The following is a 15127-nucleotide window of genomic DNA, read 5'->3' on the forward strand; positions in this document are numbered from 1 at the left end:
AGGCTTACCACTCGTCGTCGTGAGCCTGCTCGTTCGACGGGAGCGTCGCGCCCTCGAGGGTGACCCGTGTGCCGTCGTCGAGCTCGGCGATGGGCCGGCCCTCGAGCCACGTGAGGGTCCAGTGACCGGCGCCATCGGCGCGGGCCGCCTCGACCTCGGCGAGGCGGGCCGCCAACTCCGCGGGAACGGACGCCGGCGGAGTACCGCCGAACGCCCAGCGCGTGCCGAGCTGCATCAGGCGCTCATCTCGTAGGTGACCCAGCTCGTGCGGGTCGCGAGCGAGTCGTAGAGACGCTGGGCGGACTCGTTGTCGGCGGCCGTGATCCAGGACACGCCCGCCGTGCCGACCTCGCTCGCCCGCTCGTGCACGTAGGCGATGAGCGCCGAGCCGATGCCGCCACCGCGCACGTCCTCGTCGACGTAGAGGTCGTCGAGGTGCATGCCCCGAGCGGCGGTCAGGCTGTCGGGCACGACCCGGTAGTGGGCGAGCCCGACGGGCCGGCCATCTTCGTCGACCGCGAGCGCGGCCTGCAGCGGATCGTGCTCGTCGCTGATCCAGTTCCAGACGATGAGCGCCTTGGCGTCGTCGAGCTCGGTCTCGTAGAAGCGGCAGTACGCCGCGAACAGCGGCAGCCAGCCGAAGAAGTCGTCTTCGGTCGCACGTCGGATCTCGTAGGTCATGGGCCCCCCTAAGCCTCTGGTGTTTCCAGTTCGATGTCACGGACCTCGAAGTCGTCGGCCTCGACGAATTCGAGCTCGGCGATGCGCCCCACCGCACGCAGGTCGGATGCCACGGCCTCGAGCAGTGCGATGGTCGCGGCAGGTGCGGCGATGACCGCACGGGTCACCGGCGTCTTCTGCGAAGCCTTCGCCCCGGTCTTCGCACGACGGATGCCGGTCAGCGCGAGGCTCGAGAGCTCGAGCAGCTCGGGCCCGGCCTCGCCGCGCGCGGCGAGCTCGTCGAGCGTCGGCCAGGCCGCGTGGTGCACCGAATCGGCGTTCGACCAGCTCCAGACCTCTTCGGTCGCGAACGGGATGACCGGTGCGAAGAGGCGCAGCAGCACGCTGAGCGCGGTCTTCAGCGCCGCGACGGCCGAGGCCTGCTCGGAGCTCGGCGCACCGTATGCACGCTCCTTCACGAGCTCGAGGTAGTCGTCGCAGAAGGTCCAGAAGAATGTTTCGGACAGCTCGAGCGCCCTGGCGTGGTCGTAGGACTCGAGCGCCTTGGTGGCCTTGGCGACGACCTCGGCGAGTTCGGCGAGCATGCTGCGATCGACGGCCACCGTGACCGCGGCGTCGGCAGCGCCCTCGAAGCCGAGGATGAACTTCGCCGCGTTCAGCACCTTGATGGCCAGGCGTCGGCCGATCTTGACCTGGGTCGGGTTCTGCGGGTCGAACGACGCGTCGGTGCCGAGCCGCGAGGATGCCGCCCAGTAGCGCACCGCATCGGAACCGTGCTGCTCGAGCAGGCCAGCGGGCGTGACGACATTGCCCTTGGACTTGGACATCTTCTTGCGGTCGGGGTCGACGATGAAGCCCGAGATCGAGGCGTCGCTCCACGGTGCGGTGCCGTGCTCGAGCTCGGCGCGGAGCGTCGAGGAGAAGAGCCAGGTGCGGATGATGTCCTGGCCCTGCGGGCGCAGCGAGTAGGGGAAGACGAGATCGAAGAGCTCGGGGTCGCGCTCCCAGCCGCCCGCGAGCTGCGGGGTGAGCGAGGAGGTCGCCCAGGTGTCCATGACGTCGTGCTCGCCGATGAAGCCGCCCGGCGCGCCGCGCTGGGCCTCGTCGTAGCCGGGGGCGGGCGCCGAGGAGGGGTCGATGGGCAGGAGGTCGCGCGTGGCGACGATGGGCTCGTCGAACCTCGGATCGCCGGCCTCGTCGAGCGGGTACCAGACCGGGATGGGCACGCCGAAGAAGCGCTGACGCGAGACGAGCCAGTCGCCCGAGAGGCCGCCGACCCAGTTCTCGTAGCGCACGCGCATGAAGTCGGGGTGCCAGTCGATGGAGCGGCCGTGCTCGAGCAGGCGCTCTTTCAGGCCGGCGTCGCGTGCGCCGTTCGAGATGTACCACTGGCGGGTCGAGACGATCTCGAGCGGGCGGTCGCCCTTCTCGAAGAACTTCACCGGGTGCGTGATGGCCTTGGGCTCGGCGAGCAGGTCGCCGGAGGCGCGCAGCAGGTCGACGACGGCCTGCTTGGCCGAGAAGGTCGTCTTGCCCGCGAGCTGCGCGAACGCGGCGCGGCCGGCCTCGGTGGTGATCGCCTCTGGCGCCTCGGCGATGATGCGGCCGTCGAAGCCGATGATCGCGCGGTTGGGCAGGTCGAGCTCGCGCCACCAGACGACGTCGGTCACGTCGCCGAACGTGCAGACCATCGCGATGCCGGTGCCTTTGTCCTTCTGGGCGAGATGGTGCGCGAGCACGGGCACCTCGACGCCGAAGACCGGGCTCGTGACCGTGGTGCCGAAGAGCGGCTGGTACCGCTCGTCGTCGGGGTGCGCCACCAACGCGACGCATGCGGCGATGAGCTCGGGCCGGCTCGTCTCGATCTCGATCGTGCCGCCGTCGGGGCGGTGGAACGAGACGCGGTGGTAGTGTCCGGGCTGCTCGCGGTCCTCCAGCTCGGCCTGCGCGACCGCGGTGCGGAACGTCACGTCCCACAGGGTCGGCGCGAGCGCCTGGTAGGCCTCGCCGCGCTCGACGTTGCGCACGAAGGCGAGCTGCGAGGTGAAGATGGCCTCGTCGGCGATGGTGCGGTAGCTCTGCTTCCAGTCGACCGAAAGGCCGAGCGTGCGCCAGAGTGCCTCGAACTGCTTCTCGTCTTCGACGGTGAGGCGTTCGCAGAGCTCGATGAAGTTGCGGCGGCTGATGGGCTTCTGGTCTGCGGCCTTGGTCGACTTGCCGTCGCCGCCCTCGAACGGCGGCACGAAGTCGGGCTCGTAGCGCAGGGTCGGGTCGCAGCGCACGCCGTAGTAGTTCTGCACGCGACGCTCGGTGGGCAGGCCGTTGTCGTCCCAGCCCATGGGGTAGAACACGTGGCGCCCGCGCATGCGCTGGAACCGCGCCATGACGTCGGTGTGCGTGTACGAGAACACGTGGCCGATGTGCAGCGAACCCGATGCGGTGGGCGGGGGAGTGTCGATCGAGTAGATCGTCTCGCGCGTGGCCGCCTCACGCGGGAAGGTGTAGACGCCGTCTCGCTCCCAGGCTTCGGACCAGACCGTCTCGAGCCCTTCGAGGGCGGGCTTGTCGGGGATGCGCGACGTGTCGGTCATGATGCTCCGGTTCGATATCGGCGGCACCGAGTCAGTGGTGAGGTGCCTGAATGTTGACGCTCAAGCCTAGCGGTTCGATCCTGGGCCACGGGTGACGAGGCGAGGGGAGTCCCTGATGAGCGCCGCGGTGATCTCGTGCTCGGGCGCACGGAATACCCGTTCGGCGTCGCCCTGCTCGATGATGCGGCCGCTGCGCATGACCGCGATCGTGTCGCTCATGTGCCGGATCACGCCGAGATCATGCGAGATCAGGAGCAGGGCGAGCCCGCGCTCGCGCTGGATCTCGTCGAGCAGGTCGAGCACGCGTGCCTGCACTGTGGCGTCGAGCGCCGACACGGGCTCGTCGCAGACCAGCGCTTCGGGGGATCCCGCCAGGGCACGGGCGATCGCGACGCGCTGGCGCTGGCCTCCGGAGAGGGCGAGCGGATGCCGCGACGCGACCTCGGGCCCGAGGTGCACCTGTTCGAGCAGCGCCCCGACCGCGGCATCCGACGTGTCGACCCGGGCCACCGCGAGCGCATCGCGGAGTATGCGGCGCACGTTCCACCGCGGATCGAACGACCCGAACGCGTCCTGGTAGACGGCGCCGAGGCGCGGGCGGAGCGGGCGCCGCTCGCGCTCCCCGAGCGTCGACCAGGCATCACCGTCGAGGCGCACCTCGCCGGCGTCGGGGGTCGTGAGCGCGAGCACCATGCGCGCGAGCGTGCTCTTGCCCGAGCCGGATTCGCCGACGAGCCCGAGCGTGCGGCCGCGGTCGACGCGGAACGACGCGTCGTCGACTGCCAGTACCGCCGTCTCGCCGGTGCCGAACGTCTTCGTGATCCCTACACCCTCGAGGATCGGCGTCGACACCGGCCCACCCTGCGGCGCGGAAGGGGTCGCGCCCGCGGCATCCGCTCGGCGCTCGGTGACGGCTGGCGAAGGGGCGTCGGCCGCGGAGAGCGGCGTGCCGCGCGGAACCTCGGTCGGCACGGCGGCGATGAGGGCCCTCGTGATCGGATGCCGCGGCTCGCCGAGGATCTCGGCCGTCGGCCCCTGCTCGACGACGCGCCCGTCGTGCAGCACCACGACCTGGTCGGCGACACGCGAGACGACGGCCAGGTCGTGGCTGATGAGGAGCACGCCCGTGCCGCGGTCGCGTGCGGCCTCGAGGAGGCCGAGCACGCGGGCCTGCACCCCGACGTCGAGCGCCGTCGTGGGTTCGTCGGCGATGAGCAGCGGCGGATCGAGGGCGAGCGCGGCGGCGATGAGGGCGCGCTGGCGCATGCCGCCCGACAGCTCGCCCGAGCGACGGTCGATGGTCAGCGCGGGGTGGGGCATGCCGACGAGTTCGAGGAGTTCGAGCGCCCGCGCGCGGGCCTCGGCCGGCGGCATCCGCAGGTGCAGGCGGAACGGGTCGGCGATCTCCCGGCCGATGGTGCGCAGCGGGTCGAGCGAGACGAGGGCGTCCTGGAGCACGAGCCCGGCGCGCGCGCCGCGGATGCGCCGCCACTCGCGTTCGCTCGCGTCGCGCAGGTCGGCGCCGGCCACAGTGAGCCGTTCGGCGCGCACTCGCGCGTCGCGGCCCGCGAGGCCGAGCAGGGCGCGGGCGGTGACGGACTTGCCGGATCCGGATTCGCCGACGACGGCGACGCACCGGCCGGCATCGACGGTGAGGTCGATGCCGTGCACGACCTCGCGCCAGGCCCGTCCGTCGCGGAATGAGACGCTCAGGCCGGACACGTCGAGGACCGGCTCGTGCCCGGCGGCGTCGGTGAGGGGCCGCACGGGCTCGCGGACGCTCATCGCCGTGCCCCGTCGCGAGCGGCGAGCGTACGGCCGAGCACCGTCGTCGTGATGGTCGTCAGCACGATCATGAGGCCCGGGAACACCGTCAGCCACCACGCGGTCGTGATGTAGATGCGCCCGGCCGAGAGCATCGCACCCCATTCGGCCGCCGGCGGCTGGGCGCCGAGGCCGAGGTAGCTGAGCGCGGAGGCCCAGACGACGGCCTGGCCGATGCCGAGCGTGGCGAGCACCACCAGGGGTGCCAGCGCATTCGGCAGGATGTGCCGCACGAGCACGCGGGCCCGCCCGTGCCCGAGCACCCGTGCCGCCTCGACGTACGACGAGGTGCGCACGCGCACGAGCTCGCCGCGGATGATGCGCGCGTACCCGGGCGCGGTCGAGAGCCCCACGGCGATCGTCGCGGTGACCGGTCCAGGGCCCCACAGCACGATGATGAGCAGCGCGAGCAGGATGCCGGGGAATGCGAAGAGCACCTCGTTGACCCGCCCGACCGCGAAGTCGAGCACGCGACCGCCGAGCCCGGCGAGCGCACCGAGCAGGAGCCCGAGTGCGAGTCCGATCGCCGTCGCGCTCACGCCGATGAGGAGCGAGGCCGCGGTGCCTTCGACGACGCGACTGTACACATCGCGCCCCGATTCGTCGGTGCCGAACCAGTGCGCCCATGAGGGCGGTTCGAATGCGTCACGCGGTGCGATGGCGTTCGGATCGACCGGCTGGAGCACGCCGGGGGCGAAGGCCGCGACGAGCAGGAACCCGACGAACACGAGCGCGACGATCGTGCCGAACCGCGGCGGCCTGGGCAGCGCACGCCCCGAGACGGCGCGGTTGGAGAGTTCGAGGTCGCTCATGCGGCCGCCTCCTCACGCTGCAGCCTCGGGTCCGCGAGCCGCGAGACCACGTCGGTGACGATGGTCATGAGCACGTAGACGAGCGCGACGACGAGCACGACGCCCACGACGACGGGCACATCGCGCAGTTCGGTCGCGCGCAGCAGGGTGCGACCGAGACCCGGCCTCGCGAAGATCGTCTCGACGACGACGGCGCCCGAGATGAGGTATCCGACCGCCCAGCCCGACAGGTTGATCGCGGGCAGTGCCGCGTGCCGCAGCGCGTGCCGCAGTCTCACGCCCGCCACGGATTCGCCACGCGCCGCGGCCGAGACGGCGAACGGCTGCTCGAGCGCCTGCAGCATCTGCTCGCGCATGAGCTGCGCGAGGAAGCCCGCCAGCGGGATCGCGAGCGTGATCACCGGCAGCACGAGGCCCGACGCGGCGTCGTTCGAGACGGGCGGCAGCCAGCCGAGCGAGGTCGAGAACACCGCGATGAGCACCGTCGCGAGCCAGAAGTGGGGGAGCGCGGCCGCGGTGAGCTCGAGTGCTCCGGCGATCGCGCGGCCGACCCGGCCCGCCGAGGTCGACCACAGTGCGAGGCCCACGGCCAGGATCCAGGCGACGACCAGGGCCAGCGCGGCGAGCGCGACGGTGCCGAGGATCTGCCCGCCGATCAACGCAGCCACGGGCGTCTTCAGCGCATAGGAGTCACCCAGGTCGCCGCTCAGCAGCCGGCCGAGCATCGCACCGTACTGCACGATCAGCGGCTGGTCGAGACCGTAGTCGGCGCGCACCTGGTCGAGGGCCTGCTGCGAGGCCTGCGAGCCGGGTCCGCCGAGGATCGCCTGCGCCGGATCGCCGGGCACGAGGTGGATGGCGAAGAACGTCAGCGTGGCGACCGCCCACAGCACGAACACCGCTCCGGCGAGTCGCAGGGCGACCCGCCGGAGGACGCGGCTTCGTGGCATCCGCTCAGTCTGCCAGCCAGGCGTCGGCGAAGGTCGGCGTCGACACCGTCGGCATGGCGCGGGCGCCCTGGAGCTTCGGCGAGTGCAGGAAGTGGTTCTGCTGGTCGTAGAGCGGCAGGGCGTAGAACCCGCCGAGGATGATCTGCTGGGCCTGCTCGTAGAGCGAGGCCCGTTGGTCGGGGTCGGACTCCGATGCGGCGGTCGTGAGCAACTCGTCGAGGGCGGGGTCGTCGAGCTGCGCGAGGTTCGCGAAGTACCCGCTCGGCGCCGGCGTGATGCTGTCGGAGTGGTAGAGGATGCGCAGCACGTCGGGCCCGACCTTCGTGTACGGGGCGCTCACGAGCTCGTACTCGTGCGCGGCCAGGGCGCCGTACCAACTGGAGAGGTCGACCGGCTCGAGCTGTACGTCGAACCCGGCCTCGAGCGCCGTGGCCTGCACCTGCTCGAAGAGCGACTGCTCGGCGGGGATCGACTGGTTCGTCGACACCGGGAAGCGCAGCGTGAGCGGCACGCCGTCCTTCGAGCGGATGCCTCGGTCGTCGCGCTGGGTCCAGCCGGCTTCATCGAGCAGGGCGTTCGCCGCGTCGAGGTCGGTGCCGAAGAGCGAGTCGTCGGAGTACGCGAGGGGCTCGACGCTGGAGAGCACCGAGTGCGACCGCTCGGCCGTGCCGAAGAAGAGCGAGTCGATGCCGTCGTTCACGTCGGCCGCGCGGATGAACGCCTCGCGCACGTGCACGTCGTCGAACGGCGCCTGCCCCGAGTTCAGCTCGATGCGATTGGAGGCACCGGGCCGCGGGGCATCGATCTCGACGAGGGTGCCGGTCTTCTTGGCCTGGTCGAGCGTGTCGGGCTGGGCGTTGTCGATGATGTCGACCTCGCCCGCCTGCAGTGCCGCGTACCGCGACGCGGAGTCGGGGATGAAGCGCCACTCGATGCCGTCGAGGTAGGCGGCGCCGTCGTGCGCCCGGTCGGCGGGGCCCGAGACGTAGTCGTCATTGCGCACGAGCGACACGTGGTCTTGGGGCACCCACTCGTCGACGATGAACGGACCCGTGCCGATGGGCGCCAGGCAGTTCTCGTCCATGCCGCGGGCGATGCCGGCGGGCGACTCCATGGCGTTCCACGGCTGCGAGAGCGACTCGAGGAGCGCACTGTCGGGCACGCTGAGATGGAAGCGGGCGACCGTGTCGCTCACGACCTCGACGGAGTCGACCTTGCCGAAGGCGAGGTAGCCCGTCGAGGACTGCGTCTCGGGGTCCTTCACGTGCTCGACGTTGACCTTGACGGCCTCGGCGTCGAACGGGGTGCCGTCGGTGAAGCTCACGTCGTCGCGCAGCGTGAAGTCCCAGGTGAGACCGTCGTCGCTCGCAGTCCACTCGGTGGCGAGCCAGGGGATGACCTCACCCGACTCGTCGAGCGACACGAGCGACTCGAGGAACTGCCCGGCGATGAGCGCCTGCGGGTAGTTGCCGCCCACGTGCGGATCGAGGCAGCTGGGTTCGGCGTCGCCCGACGCATAGACGAGCGTGCCGCCCGTCACAGGATCGCCGGATGCCTCGGGCGCGTCGGCGGCGGGCGTGCAGCCCGCGAGCACGAGTGCACCCGCCGCCGCGAGCGCGGCGATGGGCAGGGAACGGAAGTTGCGACGCGACATGTGCGGGCGTGCTCCTCTTGAGTTCGAAGTGGGGGAGTCGGACGGGTTTTCGTACTCAGTCCATAATGAGTCTATGACGGATTCCGAAGCCCGCGGCACTGCGGCCGCGAGCGAGGTGGCACGACCGCGCGGCGGGCGGCCCCGTGCGTCCTCGCGGCGCACGCTCGAGGATGCCGCGACCGAGCTCTTCCTCGAGCAGGGCTACGCGCAGACCACGATCGACCACATCGCGCAGCGCGCCGGCGTCGGCCGCAACACCTTCTTCAACTACTTCGCCGCGAAGTCCGACCTGCTCTGGCTCGACGTCGACGAGACCCTCGCCGCGCTGCCGTCGATCCTCGACGACGCCCCCGACGAGCTCGCGCCCTCCGCCGCGCTCGAAGACGTCATCGCCGCGCTCGCGGCGCGGCATCCGCACCGGGCCGTGCCGATCGCGCTCAGCCAGCGCGAGCCGATGGCGACGCAGGACGAGTTCCTGGCCGCCGGGCTCGGAAGGTTCCTGCGGGTCGCCGAGCAACTCGACGGGTTCCTCGCTCGCCGCACGGGCGGCCGCGTCGACGGCACGACCGTGCGGGCCGCCGCGAACGCCGCGACGGCGGCCGCCGTGACGGGCGCCAGCGCCTGGGCGCTCGCGGGCGTCGAGCGCGGCGACCTCGCCGACGACGTACGACGCGCGGTCTCACCCGTCTGCCACGGGTTCGCACCGCTCCTCGACGCGAGCCACGCCTGACCGAGGCGCGACGAGGGACCTTCGACGCGTACAATCGATGCAACGACGTCGATCCGGCCATCACCGGGGAGTCTTCGGAAGAACACGGGTGCAGGCTTCGCGGCGGCGTCCGCCAGTAGAACCGAACGGGCCGGCCCGTCACAGCCGTGCAAGAGAGGTCGCGCGTTCGGGCGCGGCAAGCGAGGTGGTACCGCGGCGGCGGCTCGAAGAGCCCCGGCGTCCTCGCGGAAGCATCCGTTGATCGAAGGAGCCCGCGTGTACCCGCGCACCCCCGACGAGCACGGCGTCGCGCCGTCGCCCGACTTCCCCGCAGGCGAAGAGCAGGTGCTCGCCTACTGGAACGCCGACGGCACCTTCCAGGCGTCGATCGACCAGCGCGAGGGCTCGCCCGAGTGGGTGTTCTACGACGGCCCGCCGTTCGCGAACGGCCTCCCGCACTACGGGCACCTCCTCACGGGGTACGCGAAAGACGTCTTCCCGCGGTTCCAGACGATGCGCGGCAAGCAGGTACACCGCCGCTTCGGGTGGGACACCCACGGCCTGCCCGCCGAGCTCGAGGCCGAGCGCCAGCTCGGCATCACCGACAAGGTGCAGATCGAGCAGATGGGCATCGCCGCCTTCAACGAGGCCGCACGCTCGTCGGTGCTGCGGTACACGAAGGAGTGGCAGGAGTACGTCACGCGCATGGCGCGCTGGGTCGACTTCGAGAACGACTACAAGACGCTCGACACCACCTACATGGAGTCGGTCATCTGGGCCTTCAGGCAGCTGCACGAGAAGGGGCTGGCCTACGAGGGCCACCGCGTGCTGCCGTACTGCTGGCGCGACCAGACGCCCCTGTCCAACCACGAGCTGCGCATGGACGACGACGTCTACAAGATGCGTCAGGACCAGACCGTCACGGTGACCTTCCCGCTCACGGGCGCGAAGGCCGAGTCGCTCGGACTGACCGCCGTGCGCGCGCTCGCCTGGACGACGACGCCCTGGACCCTGCCCACGAACTTCGCCCTCGCGGTCGGCCCCGACATCGAGTACGCGGTCGTGCCGGCTGGCCCGAACGGCACGCCCGACGCGACGGTGCTCCGCGAGAGGGCCGGCGGCGCGGCATCCGACACCGAGGTCCTCGGCGGCGAGTACCTCATCGCGATCGACCTGCTGGGCGGCTACGCGAAAGACCTCGGGTACGAGTCGGCCGACGACGCGCGCGCCGCGGTCTCCCGCACCGTGCGCGGTGCCGACCTCGAGGGCGTCACGTACGACCGCCTGTTCGACTACTACGCCGACGTCGAGGCCTACGACGTGGCGAACGCCTGGCAGATCCTCGTGGCCGACTACGTCACGACCGAAGACGGCACCGGCATCGTGCACCAGGCACCCGCCTACGGTGAAGAAGACCAGAAGATCGGCGAGGCCGCGGGCATCCCCGTGATCCTCTCGCTCGACGAGGGCGGAAAGTTCAAGCCCGAGGTGACGGATGTCGCGGGGCTGCTCTGGAGCGACGCGAACAAGCCGCTCACCCAACTGCTGAAGGCCGAGGGGCGCCTGCTCCGCCAGGCGAGCTACGAGCACTCGTATCCGCACTGCTGGCGCTGCCGCAACCCGCTCATCTACAAGGCCGTCTCGAGCTGGTTCATCCGCGTGCCCGAGTTCCGCGATCGCATGGGCGAGTTGAATCAAGAGATCTCCTGGGTGCCCGAGAACGTGAAGGACGGGCAGTTCGGCAAGTGGGTGGCCGGCGCGCGCGACTGGTCGGTCAGCCGCAATCGCTACTTCGGCTCGCCGATCCCGGTCTGGAAGAGCGACGACCCCGAGTACCCGCGCGTCGACGTCTACGGCTCGCTCGAGGAGCTCGAGCGCGACTTCGGCCGCCTGCCACTGAACGGCGCGGGCGAGCCCGACCTGCACCGTCCGTACATCGACGACCTCACGCGCCCGAACCCCGACGACCCCACCGGCCGGTCGACCATGCGCCGCATCCCCGACGTGCTCGACGTCTGGTTCGACTCCGGCTCGATGCCGTTCGCGCAGGTGCACTACCCGTTCGAGAACCGCGAGTGGTTCGACACGCATCACCCGGCCGACTTCATCGTCGAGTACATCGGGCAGACCCGCGGATGGTTCTACGTGATGCACGTGCTCTCGACCGCGCTCTTCGACCGGCCCGCGTACAAGAACGTCATCAGCCACGGCATCGTGCTCGGCAACGACGGCCAGAAGATGTCGAAGTCGCTGCGCAACTACCCCGACGTGTCCGAGGTCTTCGACCGCGACGGCGCCGACGCCATGCGCTGGTTCCTCATGGCGAGCCCGGTGCTGCGGGGCGGCAACCTCATCGTCACCGAGGAGGGCATCCGCGAGGGCGTTCGGCAGGTCATGCTGCCGCTCTGGAGCACCTGGTACTTCTTCTCGCTCTACGCCAACACGGCGCGCGCGAGCGGGTACGAGGCATCCGCTCGCACCGATTCGACCGACGTGCTCGACCGCTACCTCTTCGCCAAGCTCCGCGACCTCGTCGATGACGTGACCGACGACCTCGAGCACCTCGACTCGACGTTGGCCGCGGCCAAGCTGCGCGACTTCGCCGACGTGCTCACCAACTGGTACGTGCGGCGATCGCGCGACCGGTTCTGGGCGGGCGTCGCCGAAGACGGCGCCGGCGGCGAGGCCTTCGACACGCTCTACACCGTGCTCGAGACCTTCACCAGGCTCGCGGCGCCGCTTCTCCCGCTCACGACCGAGCAGGTCTGGCGCGGGCTCACCGGCGGGCGCAGCGTGCACCTGACCGACTGGCCCGACGCCTCGCAGTTCCCGGCCGACGAGCCGCTCGTCGCCGCCATGGACGCCGTGCGCGAGATCAGCGGCTCCGTGCTCGCGCTCCGCAAGCAGGCGGGGCGTCGCGTGCGACTGCCGCTCGCGTCGCTCACGGTCGTGACGACCGATTCCGCGGCGCTCGCCCCGTTCGAGGGCATCCTCCGCGACGAGCTCAACGTCAAGTCCGTCGACCTGGTCGAGCTCGACGCCGCGAGTGCCGAGACCTACGGCGTCACCAAGCGGCTGAGCGTCAACGCCCGCGCTGCCGGTCCCCGTCTCGGCAAGACCGTGCAGCAGGCGATCCAGGCCGCACGATCGGGCGAGTGGAGCCTCGACGGCGACACGGTCGTCGCGGGCGGCATCGCCCTCGAGCCCGGCGAGTACGACCTCGTGCTCGAGGCCGGGGGGGCCGGCGGTGGTTCGCGCGCGCTCGCGCTGCTGGCCGACGGCGGCTTCGCCATCCTCGACACCGAGACCACGCCCGAGCTCGAGGCCGAGGGCGTCGCCCGCGACCTCGTGCGGGCCGTGCAGGAGGCGCGCAAGGGCGCGGGGCTCGAGGTCGGCGACCGCATCGCCCTGACGCTCGCGCTCGACGCCGACTCCCTTGCGGCCGCAGAGCGGCACCGCGACCTCATCACCGGCGAGACGCTGGCGACCTCGCTCGAGGTCCGCGAGCTCGACGCCGAGACGGCGAAGGCGACCCAGCCGCTCGCCGGCGGCACCCGCGTGCACATCGGATTGGAGCAGGCATGACCGACGCCCCCGACGCAACCCCCGACGACTTCGACGCGGCCGAGGCCGAGGCCCGCGACGCCGCCGACGAGGTCTACGCGACCCTCGTGGCGCGCGTGGGCGAGGGCTCCCCGCGTCCGCGGCTCGCGCCCACCCGGCGCGCCGTCGAACTGCTCGGCGACCCGCACCACTCGGCGCCCGTGATCCACCTCACGGGCACGAACGGCAAGACGTCGACGAGCCGCATGATCGAGAGCCTGCTCCGGGCGTCCGGCCTGCGCACCGGCCTGCTCACGAGCCCGCACCTCGAACGCTTCACCGAGCGCATCCGCATCGACGGCGCGTCGATCAGCGACGAGGCGGTCGCCCGCAACTGGTTCGAGATCGAGCCGTTCATCGCGATCGTCGACGCCGAACTCGAGGGCGCGGGCGAGGCGCCGCTGACCTTCTTCGAGGCCTTCACGGCCCTGGCGTTCGCGTGCTTCGCCGATGCCCCGGTCGACGTCATGGTGCTCGAGGTCGGCATGGGCGGCGAGTGGGATTCCACGAACGTCGCCGACGGCCAGGTCGCCGTGATCACCCCCGTGGATCTCGACCACCAGAGCCGGCTGGGCGACGACATCGTCACGATCGCCCGCACGAAGTCGGGCATCATCAAGCCCGCGGCATCCGTCGTCTCGGCGCGCCAGCACGACGAGGTCCTGCAGGTGCTCGAGAACGCCGCGGACCTCACCGAGTCGACGCTCGCCGTCGAGGACGACGCGTTCGCCGTGCTGAGCACGAAGGTCGCGGTCGGCGGTCAGCTCGTCTCGATCCGCGGGCTGGCGGGGGAGTACCACGACGTCGCGCTGCCGCTGTTCGGCAGCCACCAGGCGCAGAACGCCGCCGTCGCGGTCGCCGCCGTCGAGGCGTTCATCGGCGCGGGCAGCGTGCGACTGGCCGACGAGGTCGTCGAGCAGGGACTCGGCTCCGTCACCTCGCCCGGGCGCCTGCAGATCATCGGCGCCGAACCCACGGTGCTCGTCGATGCCGCGCACAACCCGCACGGCGCCCGGTCGCTGGTCGTCGCGCTCGGCGAGGCGTTCGACTTCGACGAGGTCGCGATCGTCATCGGCGTGCTCGGAGACAAGGACGCCGCCGGCATCCTCGACGCCCTGCTCGACCTCGACGCGCGCTACGTGGTGACCGTTCCCGAGTCCGACCGGGCGACGGATGCCTCTGAGCTCGCCGAACTCGTCGCGGGCAAGGTCGGCGCCGACCTGGTCTCGATCGCACCGCGCCTCGACGACGCGCTCGACGAGGCGCGGGCGTGGGCCGGCGAGGGCGAGAAGCGCGCCGTCATCGTCACGGGCTCGGTGCTGCTCGCGGGCGAGGCCATGCGCATCGCCGCCGATCGCGGCTGGAGCGCACGATGACCGACGCACCCGACGCCGCCGCCGCATCCGGCACTCCCGCCGCCGCCCCGCCGCCCCGATCGGTGCGGGCGAGCCTCGCGTCGATCCTGCTCGGCTTCGAGCTCATCGTGGTCTTCCTCGGGGCGCTCATGATCTGGGGCCTCACTCCCGAAGACGGCGGGGCGTTCGGACTGCCGAGGTGGTCCGCACTCGTCGCGGGCGGCATCGTCATCGTGCTCATGATCGCGACCATCGGCCTGCTCCGCTTCCGCTGGGCGTACGCGCTCGGCTGGGCGGTGCAGGTGCTGATCGTCGCCGCCGGCTTCATCAACCCCGCGATGTTCTTCATCGGTGCCCTCTTCGGGGGCATCTGGGCCTACTGCATGATCGTGGGCGAACGCATCGACCGAGAGAAGGCGGCTGCCCTCGCCGCCTACCGAAAGGAACAGGAATGACCACCGCAATCGAAGAGACCCTCGTGCTCGTCAAGCCCGACGGCGTCGCCCGCAACCTCACGGGCGAGATCCTGCGCCGCATCGAGGCCAAGGGGTACTCGCTGGTCGACATCCGCCTGGTGCAGGCCGACCGCGAGCTCCTCGCGAAGCACTACGCCGAGCACGAGGGAAAGCCATTCTACGAGCCGCTCGTGGAGTTCATGGAGTCGGGCCCGGTCGTCGCGATCCGCGTCGCCGGCAACCGCGTGATCGAGGGCTTCCGCTCGCTCGCCGGCACGACCGATCCCACGACGGCGGCACCCGGCACCATCCGCGGCGACTTCGGCCGCGACTGGGGTCTCAAGGTGCAGCAGAACCTGGTGCACGGCTCCGACTCGGTCGAGTCGGCCGACCGCGAGCTGGCGCTCTGGTTCGCCTGACGCTCCCGTCGGTCGAGTAGCGAGCGACGCAGGAGCGCGCGTAGCGAGACCCGTTCGATCGGGTCTCGATACGC

At 71.1% G+C, this 15127-nt stretch carries 12 protein-coding genes; 5 read left to right on the top strand and 7 right to left on the bottom strand.

Annotation, left to right across the window (positions count from 1 at the left end):
- Positions 1 to 4: 4 nt before the first annotated feature.
- The 7 genes from AC3IPY_RS09575 to AC3IPY_RS09605 all read right to left on the bottom strand — a co-directional run bounded on the left by AC3IPY_RS09575 (position 5) and on the right by AC3IPY_RS09605 (position 8512).
- Positions 5 to 235: a hypothetical protein gene (locus AC3IPY_RS09575; RefSeq protein ID WP_489188236.1), complete on the bottom strand. Its 231-nt coding sequence runs from the start codon at positions 233 to 235 to the stop codon at positions 5 to 7.
- Positions 235 to 681: a GNAT family N-acetyltransferase gene (locus tag AC3IPY_RS09580; RefSeq protein ID WP_489188238.1), complete on the bottom strand. Its 447-nt coding sequence runs from the start codon at positions 679 to 681 to the stop codon at positions 235 to 237. Before AC3IPY_RS09580 ends, AC3IPY_RS09575 begins: the two co-directional genes overlap by 1 nt.
- An 8-nt stretch (positions 682 to 689) precedes the next feature.
- Positions 690 to 3272 (bottom strand): valine--tRNA ligase, encoded by a 2583-nt coding sequence (gene valS, locus AC3IPY_RS09585; protein WP_489188239.1) that lies wholly within the window; start codon positions 3270 to 3272, stop codon positions 690 to 692.
- 66 nt (positions 3273 to 3338) lie between these two features.
- Positions 3339 to 5057 (bottom strand): dipeptide ABC transporter ATP-binding protein, encoded by a 1719-nt coding sequence (locus tag AC3IPY_RS09590; RefSeq protein WP_489188241.1) that lies wholly within the window; start codon positions 5055 to 5057, stop codon positions 3339 to 3341.
- Positions 5054 to 5908, bottom strand: coding sequence for an ABC transporter permease (locus AC3IPY_RS09595; protein ID WP_489188242.1), 855 nt, complete (start codon positions 5906 to 5908; stop codon positions 5054 to 5056). The genes AC3IPY_RS09590 and AC3IPY_RS09595 overlap by 4 nt, the downstream gene beginning before the upstream one ends.
- Positions 5905 to 6858, bottom strand: a complete 954-nt coding sequence (locus AC3IPY_RS09600; protein WP_489188244.1) for an ABC transporter permease — start codon at positions 6856 to 6858, stop codon at positions 5905 to 5907. Before AC3IPY_RS09600 ends, AC3IPY_RS09595 begins: the two co-directional genes overlap by 4 nt.
- Before the next feature lie 4 nt (positions 6859 to 6862).
- Entirely contained in the window at positions 6863 to 8512 is a 1650-nt protein-coding gene (locus tag AC3IPY_RS09605; RefSeq protein WP_489188246.1) for an ABC transporter substrate-binding protein, read from the bottom strand.
- A gap of 73 nt (positions 8513 to 8585) precedes the next feature.
- On the opposite strand from AC3IPY_RS09605, the gene AC3IPY_RS09610 reads away from it, so the two are divergent.
- From AC3IPY_RS09610 to ndk, 5 genes are all read left to right on the top strand, one after another.
- The gene (locus AC3IPY_RS09610) at positions 8586 to 9242 is read left to right on the top strand and encodes a TetR/AcrR family transcriptional regulator (protein WP_489184076.1); all 657 of its coding nucleotides are present in this window, start codon (positions 8586 to 8588) and stop codon (positions 9240 to 9242) included.
- 255 nt (positions 9243 to 9497) lie between these two features.
- Positions 9498 to 12806, top strand: coding sequence for an isoleucine--tRNA ligase (gene ileS / locus AC3IPY_RS09615; protein ID WP_489184077.1), 3309 nt, complete (start codon positions 9498 to 9500; stop codon positions 12804 to 12806).
- Entirely contained in the window at positions 12803 to 14200 is a 1398-nt protein-coding gene (locus AC3IPY_RS09620; RefSeq protein ID WP_489184078.1) for a bifunctional folylpolyglutamate synthase/dihydrofolate synthase, read from the top strand. Before ileS ends, AC3IPY_RS09620 begins: the two co-directional genes overlap by 4 nt.
- A complete protein-coding gene (locus AC3IPY_RS09625; RefSeq protein ID WP_489184079.1) occupies positions 14197 to 14634 on the top strand; it encodes a DUF4233 domain-containing protein in 438 nt (145 codons plus the stop codon). The genes AC3IPY_RS09620 and AC3IPY_RS09625 overlap by 4 nt, the downstream gene beginning before the upstream one ends.
- Positions 14631 to 15053, top strand: coding sequence for a nucleoside-diphosphate kinase (gene ndk, locus AC3IPY_RS09630; RefSeq protein ID WP_157413817.1), 423 nt, complete (start codon positions 14631 to 14633; stop codon positions 15051 to 15053). Before AC3IPY_RS09625 ends, ndk begins: the two co-directional genes overlap by 4 nt.
- Positions 15054 to 15127: the final 74 nt, after the last annotated feature.

This window comes from Agromyces sp. GL_144, from assembly GCF_057834305.1.

Bases quoted from the DNA above. Each gene is read 5' to 3' on its own strand.
- valS (WP_489188239.1), bottom strand. From the start codon at position 3,272: ATGACCGACACGTCGCGCATCCCCGACAAGCCCGCCCTCGAAGGGCTC.
- AC3IPY_RS09595 (WP_489188242.1), bottom strand. From the start codon at position 5,908: ATGAGCGACCTCGAACTCTCCAACCGCGCCGTCTCGGGGCGTGCGCTG.
- AC3IPY_RS09580 (WP_489188238.1), bottom strand. From the start codon at position 681: ATGACCTACGAGATCCGACGTGCGACCGAAGACGACTTCTTCGGCTGG.
- AC3IPY_RS09605 (WP_489188246.1), bottom strand. From the start codon at position 8,512: ATGTCGCGTCGCAACTTCCGTTCCCTGCCCATCGCCGCGCTCGCGGCG.
- AC3IPY_RS09600 (WP_489188244.1), bottom strand. From the start codon at position 6,858: ATGCCACGAAGCCGCGTCCTCCGGCGGGTCGCCCTGCGACTCGCCGGA.
- AC3IPY_RS09610 (WP_489184076.1), top strand. From the start codon at position 8,586: ATGACGGATTCCGAAGCCCGCGGCACTGCGGCCGCGAGCGAGGTGGCA.
- AC3IPY_RS09590 (WP_489188241.1), bottom strand. From the start codon at position 5,057: ATGAGCGTCCGCGAGCCCGTGCGGCCCCTCACCGACGCCGCCGGGCAC.
- AC3IPY_RS09625 (WP_489184079.1), top strand. From the start codon at position 14,197: ATGACCGACGCACCCGACGCCGCCGCCGCATCCGGCACTCCCGCCGCC.
- ndk (WP_157413817.1), top strand. From the start codon at position 14,631: ATGACCACCGCAATCGAAGAGACCCTCGTGCTCGTCAAGCCCGACGGC.
- AC3IPY_RS09575 (WP_489188236.1), bottom strand. From the start codon at position 235: ATGCAGCTCGGCACGCGCTGGGCGTTCGGCGGTACTCCGCCGGCGTCC.
- AC3IPY_RS09620 (WP_489184078.1), top strand. From the start codon at position 12,803: ATGACCGACGCCCCCGACGCAACCCCCGACGACTTCGACGCGGCCGAG.